The sequence below is a fragment of the Ancylomarina sp. genome (genome assembly GCF_041555295.1).
In the GTDB taxonomy this organism is placed as follows: Bacteria; Bacteroidota; Bacteroidia; order Bacteroidales; family Marinifilaceae; genus Ancylomarina.
In genome coordinates this window covers 1-6,662 of the sequence record NZ_JBFFKR010000191.1, presented here as the reverse complement: position 1 = coordinate 6,662, position 6,662 = coordinate 1, and the positions used below count along the sequence as shown (strand labels likewise).

At 34.1% G+C, this 6,662-nt stretch carries 6 protein-coding genes; all 6 read right to left on the bottom strand.

Annotation, left to right across the window (positions count from 1 at the left end):
• Window positions 1–199: 199 nt before the first annotated feature.
• Window positions 200–1,159 (bottom strand): NAD(P)H-dependent flavin oxidoreductase, encoded by a 960-nt coding sequence (locus ABY905_RS12440; RefSeq protein WP_372644365.1) that lies wholly within the window; start codon window positions 1,157–1,159, stop codon window positions 200–202.
• A gap of 382 nt (window positions 1,160–1,541) precedes the next feature.
• Entirely contained in the window at window positions 1,542–2,018 is a 477-nt protein-coding gene (locus ABY905_RS12435) for a hypothetical protein (protein WP_372644363.1), read from the bottom strand.
• 99 nt (window positions 2,019–2,117) lie between these two features.
• Window positions 2,118–3,182, bottom strand: a complete 1,065-nt coding sequence (locus ABY905_RS12430; RefSeq protein WP_372644361.1) for an endonuclease — start codon at window positions 3,180–3,182, stop codon at window positions 2,118–2,120.
• A 24-nt stretch (window positions 3,183–3,206) separates the two neighbouring features.
• Complete coding sequence (locus ABY905_RS12425) at window positions 3,207–4,571, bottom strand: choice-of-anchor Q domain-containing protein (RefSeq protein WP_372644359.1); 1,365 nt, start codon at window positions 4,569–4,571, stop codon at window positions 3,207–3,209.
• A 30-nt stretch (window positions 4,572–4,601) separates the two neighbouring features.
• Entirely contained in the window at window positions 4,602–5,651 is a 1,050-nt protein-coding gene (locus ABY905_RS12420) for a PorP/SprF family type IX secretion system membrane protein (protein ID WP_372644357.1), read from the bottom strand.
• Between the two features lie 37 nt (window positions 5,652–5,688).
• Window positions 5,689–6,662: gliding motility-associated C-terminal domain-containing protein (locus ABY905_RS12415; RefSeq protein WP_372644355.1), on the bottom strand; the 974-nt coding region annotated here is incomplete at its 5' end.

Sequence of the window (6,662 nt, the reverse complement as noted above, 5' to 3'; positions counted from 1 at the left end):
TTCATCCTTGGCACCAATATTATATAGGATATTAACAGCAGCTAAAGGTGTTGAAGTGTCTTTGTGCACAATTACCTTAAGTCCATTGTCAAGAGTAAATTTATCGAATTCAATCATTTTTATATTTTAAATTCAGAAGGCTCATTTCAGCTTCTGTCTAATTAAAAGCAAGATTAAAGCTAGTTTTTCTTTAATTCTCTTAGAACTGGTATTTAGATTGTGCTGATTGAAGAATTTCAAGTTCTTGCTTGTATTCAGTTATCATCTCATCCATAATTTTGGAAACAGGCTGAATGTCTTTTATCATTGCTCCAACTTGACCAATTTCTAATTCACCTTCCTTAAGGTCTCCTTCAAACATGCCTTTTTTTGCACGTCCTTTACCAAGAATTTCTCTCATTTCTTCAGTGGAAGCTCCACGGCACTCAGCCTCATATACTTGCTCGAAGAATTTATTCTTTATTAATCGGGTAGGGGCTAATTTCTTAAGAGCAAGTTTTGTTCCTCCTTCGTCTAGTTTAACGATAGCTTCTTTGAAATTGATGTGAGATGAGGATTCTTCAGATGCAGCAAATCGAGTACCAATTTGAACACCATCAGCACCCAAACTTAGTGCTGCCAAAATGCTTTTACCACAGCCGATACCACCAGCAGCAATTAAGGGTAAGTTAGTTGCTCTTCGAACATTTGGAATTAAAGCCATAGTCGTAGTCTCTTCACGACCATTATGTCCCCCAGCTTCAAATCCTTCAGCGACAATTGCATCAACGCCAGCCTTTTCGCATTTTTCAGCAAAAAACGCACTAGACACAACATGTACAACAGTAATGCCATGTTCTTTTAAAAATGGAGTCCATTTTTTTGGGCTACCCGCTGATGTAAAAACGATTTTGATTCCTTCTTTTACGATGATATCCATGATTTTATCCATCTCTGGATAAAGAAGAGGTACATTAACCCCGAAAGGTTTATTACATGCAGCTTTTGCTTTTTGAATATGTTCTTGGAAGATATCTGGATGCATAGATCCAGCACCGATTAACCCTAAACCACCAGCATTACTAACCGCTGTAGCAAGTTTCCATCCTGAGCACCATACCATTCCACCCTGAATAATAGGTTTTTCGATTCCAAAAAGTTGAGTGATTCTATTTATCATGATTATTGTTTACAGATTGTGTGCAAAAAAAAGACACTAAGAAAAACAAGTTTCTCGTGTCTTATTGTATGTTGGCAAAATTAGGAAAAATCTTTGGATATGACTGATATTAAGGGGTAAGATTAGAATTAAGCATGTCTTCTGTTGGTTTTTGTTTTGAAGTGAAATCTAGAGAATATAAAATTTTGATTTCAATTGAAGTTGAATTTGTGTCGAAAAATGCCGTTGGAGGTTCAATTTTAAAATCAGACATGTTTAGATTAATACGTCTCATTAAATTCATCTTTTCTTGTAAGTGTAACTTTCATCGAGGCTTGAATTAAAAAATCCCCTACTTGATTTTCACATCAAATAGAGGATAATAATACATCTTTTTTATGCTTTATTTGTTTCTAAAGTCATTCATTCTTTCAATCTCAAGACCTTTGTGTTTACCTATCACCTTAATGAAATCTAATATTTCTTTATTAAATCTAATATTTCTTAGTTTAAATGGAAACAAACTATCATCATTTTTTGTGAAAAGAAAGTGATTGGTTTTATATTCTATCGTTTTAATTTCATCCCAAAATATGGTTTGTGCTTCCCTAAACACACTTTTTTTTATACTAATTTGTTCTTCATCAATTAATATAAAGGCTTTCCCAAAAACCTTAGCAAAAGGAATTCCTCTTCCTTCTAGTATGAATAATGCTCCTAATAAGAACAGGATGATCAGGTAAATTAGATCAAAAGTATTAAAGCTCTGTTCAATATAGATTTTTGAACTAATCCATAAAAAAATAAGTACAATATCTAGACCTCCTAGAATTGTTTTGACCGTAGATTTCTGAACTAATAAATCTTTTTCAAATTTCATATTATCTATGTTTTTGTATTTGAAGATAATGATAATTATTTAATTGTAGAGTTTTGAACAGTAATATTTTACTGTAAACATTGTGAATTTCTATGTTTACTACTCATCATCCAAAGCTCGCCAAAGATCCAGATAGATCGGAAGGTGATCGCTAAAGCCACCATGATATTTATAACCAATATAAGTTCTAAAAGGTCGCCTGCCCTTATATGAATTATCAGTTTCAAGTAGATAAGTAGGAGCAAAGAGATGCATGTTTTTAGGCTGAGTTCGTAAAATACCATTTGCATTCATCAAAGCACCTGAAACAATAAATTGGTCTAACATGCCCCAAACACCTTGATATTTGTGAGAAGCTATTGAGTTCTTCTTTTCTAGAAACGCGGCTAAATTATAAAGATTGTTATCTTTAAATTCTTTGTTTGGAACACAAGCTTTTAACGTTTTAGAAATTGATTTATTGTTGGGGTAATCGTTGAAATCACCCATGATGATGATTTTGGCTTTCAAACACTGGTCGAATATTGAATCGACCTTGCTTCTGAGGAGACTCGCAGCAGCTAATCGTTTATATTCTGATTCGAGTTGTCCTCCCCATCGTGATGGCCAATGATTGACAAATAGGTGTAATGTATCGTCGGTATGTGTAGCCCCTTTTACGTATAATATCTCTCGAGTTGTGGAATGATCAGAACCATTATAGGTTAATTTCATAAATGAGGTGTCGAGAGGGAAGAAGCGGTCGGATTGATAAAGGAGAGCAACATCAATGCCTCTATGATCAGGAGATTCTTTATGAATGATTTTATACCTGGCTTTTTTTAGGGGTGTAGCGTATAGAATTCCATTTAAAGTTCTTTTGTTTTCTATTTCGCATAGTCCAACAATTTCGGGTAACTCCCAACCACCCGAAGCCATAATAACTTTAGCAATTTTTGAGCACTTGTCTTGGTATTTCTTCCATGTCCAATATTTCTGGCCTTGAGGTAAGAATTCTGCATCATTTTTTAAGCTGTCATCTTTCGTGTCGAAAAGATTCTCAACATTGTAAAATAAAATTCGATAGTCTGATCGCAGCTCATCAATTTCTCTTTCAGATTTTGATTGGGAAAAGGAGCTTAGTGTGGAAAGTAAAACCAATAAAAAACAGAGATTATTTTTCATTGTAATTTCGATAAATTGATACTATTAGTTCACTTCAAAATATTCAAAGCTCCCAATATCTGGAGCTGTGTCAGAGAGTCGCGAATTACCATTGAAATCTAATGAAAATATATTGGCAATATCGAGTTTAGCCTTGTTGATGAGAGGTGAACTAGCACTTAGATTATAATTGTGTTCATTCTTATTAACAAATTCAGGATCCGTATTGAAAATGCAGTTCTCAAAAATACTAGAAAAATCATTTTGCTTTTCTTCACTTAGCCTGATTAATGTGTTTATAATTTCAACTGTACCAGTCAGATTTATTTCTATTTCATCAGACTTGGTTCCCCAAATAATACTATTGTTGAGTTTTAATTCTTTTCCAGAGTTCTCATTTGCTAAATAGCTGAAACTAGCATCCGTTCTTAATGAAAGTTGCCAGTAATTGATAAAATTACAATGTGAAAATTCAAAATCACCTTCTCCCTCTAGGAGGACCGTTTGTTGTCCACAATTAGATACGATAACATCGTGCATTTTTAGATTAAAATTGTCGGTTTTTATTCCTGTCGTGGTGAAGTTGATGAATTGAGAATATTCAATTTCCAGATTGTTATTGTTTATTTCAGATTGAGCACTGATACCTTTTATTGCATTCTCCAATTGAAGATGAGAAATGAAATTGGCTTTGCTTTCAGAATGAAAGAAAAGGCCTTCCCATTGTCCAGGAACATCATCATACAATTCCTCACGACGATGTGAACCAAAAAAGACTGGCTCCTCAAAACTACCTTCTATATTTAGATTACCATGAATGTGTAGACCTGCACCTTTCTGAAAATATACTTTTGTTCCAGCTTCTATTGTCAGGCTTTGAGTTTCTACCAAGAATAAATTCTCATCGATAAAATAGGGTCGATTTTTTGTCCATTCCTGAGTTTGGAGTTCATTGTTTTTTAAGCGGATGACATCCTGAGCCCAGCTTTTAAGTAGGAATCTTTGAACCCTTGAATTGAATTTAAATTGAATATAGTCTTCAATTAAGCGAGGTGAATCTTGATTATTGTCTTGCACATTTAATTCAACAAAAATATAGAGACTATCTTTTGCAGGAATATAGACTCGTTTCGTGTTATTCCCAACCAACCCATTAATGTTTAAACGATAAGTTTCATCATTATTTACAAGTTCAATTTCATCAAGATAAACTGCTTTTGAAGATCGATTATATACTTTCAATTGTTTAGTTGTTGAAGGAAGTCCCGAGAAAATGGTATCGAAAGTTAGACTGTCTAAAGAAAAGTTCAATTGAAAGTTAGGATCGTGATTGTACTCTTCCTTATTATCACAAGCGGAAATGAGGAGTATAAGTGAAAGTATAATTAATGAGAAAATAGGGAACTTCATTCAATAGTAGTTTAAACGAAAAATAATTTTCTAGAAGAACATAAATTCTTTGGTTTTCTTTTGTCTAATTTTCCGACGTGTTTTTGCAGCTTCGTTTCTATTACGTCTCATCAAGTCACGAATCATTGTTTTAGGAACATCTAAATTAACACCAACAGTGACTTCATGAGTTCCGTTACTATTGTTAGCAAGGAGATTGTTTGAATAGTAGTCGTAAGAATACCCCAAATAATATTTTGCAAAATTTACCCCTAGCATCCCAACTAGTTGATCGTTGCTACGGTAAGATAAGGCCATCCAAAAACTTCTTACATAAAGTTTTGCTGTAAAGTCAATATAATTTTGTGAATCAATTGTTCTTCGAACAATAACAGAAGGCTCAAGTGCAACTTGATTATTGATATTAAATGTATAACCAGCAGTAAAATAATAGTGTCTCAACATGATATCATTATTGAAACCAGCGTCGCCCATTTTTACTGAAGATTGAAATAGATGTGCAATTGAAAAACCAACAAAATAATCATTGTTATAAAGGTAAACACCAAAATTTGCATCAGGAATATAAGATACTATATCACCACCCGTGTAGAGTGGGTCTCCAACAGGAATATAATCACCATCGAACTTGTATTGGTAGAAAACACCACCTAAACCGAAGGATAAGCGAGTTCCTCTTTTCCCATAATACTGACGGTTGAATTCTAGATGATACGCATAGGATAATTCGATACCTGTGCGTGAAATAGCTCCATAATTATCATTGAAAACATAAGCACCCATTCCCAAGCCTCTTTGTGTACTTCTTTGAGCAAGTGGGTTCCCGACTGCATCACAAGTTGTACACCTTTCTCCAAAATTCCGATGAATACTTAGGGCTTGTGTTTCTGGTGCACCTTCAATACCTGCCCATTGTTTACGCATAGTTAAACGCACAGGTGTGTATATCCGAGTTCCAGCCATGGCTGGATTAAATAAAAATCCATTCTCGACATATTGACTATACAAAGGTAGTTGTTGGGCCTTTGCCGAAACATGTAATGTAAATATAAATATTAGAGTTATAAAAAAATTTCTCATATAGTATCTTAGAGGCCTATGTGTCGATTAGTTTAATTTAACGGGCAATGGTTACTGAACCGGTTAAGGGTTTTGAATCATCAGCTTCAATGGCATAGTAATATGAACCAATAGGTAAATGTGAATTATTGTTTTTACCTGTCCAAGGATTTCCCTTGTATTCATTTCCTGTACCTGAGAATTTATAAACACTTGCTCCAAGTCGGTCGTAAATGACAATTGTAAGTCTTTGAATATATTCAATTCTTAATATATCCCAATAATCATTATAACCATCTTGGTTAGGTGTAAACGCCTTAGGTATTTCAATTAATCTATCATATAAATATTCTAAATTAATAATAGTGTCTGTTGCACATGAATTAACATCACTCAGTGTTAATCTGTATTTCCCTCTATCAAGGTCAGTAATTTCTAAATCAGATTCATTTAGAAGAGACCACATGTCAGCACCTGTTTCAATTTCCCAGCTTGCTGTATAATCAGGTATCCCTCCAAATGCTTTTGAGAATATTGCTCCATCATTAGCACCTTCAACAGTCGGTCTGTTAGCTTCAACTCTGAGTAATAACTCTTCTGGTTCTTCGATGACAACACTTGTTGTGTCCTGACAATCATTCTCATCTGTAACTATTAGTTCGTACTTTTTAGGACGTAAATTACTAATATCTTGTGTTGTCTCACCATTTGACCAGCTATATCTGTATGGAACAGTTCCACCACTCACAGCTGCATAAGCTTCTCCATCATTCTGAGCATAACAAATCACGTCGTTAAAGATATTAATTTCTGCGATAAGTGTATCAGGCTGAGTTAAATTGACTGTATTTGTAAATTCACAATTTTCATTGTCGATGACTGTATAGGTATAGGTGCCAAATTTTAGATTGTAAATATTCTGCGTTACTGCACCTGTATTCCAGCTGACAGTGTATGGCGTAGCACCTGAAATGATTTCCAATTCAACCTCACCATTCTTATCGCCATAGCATAAAGGTTCTTTTATAGTGT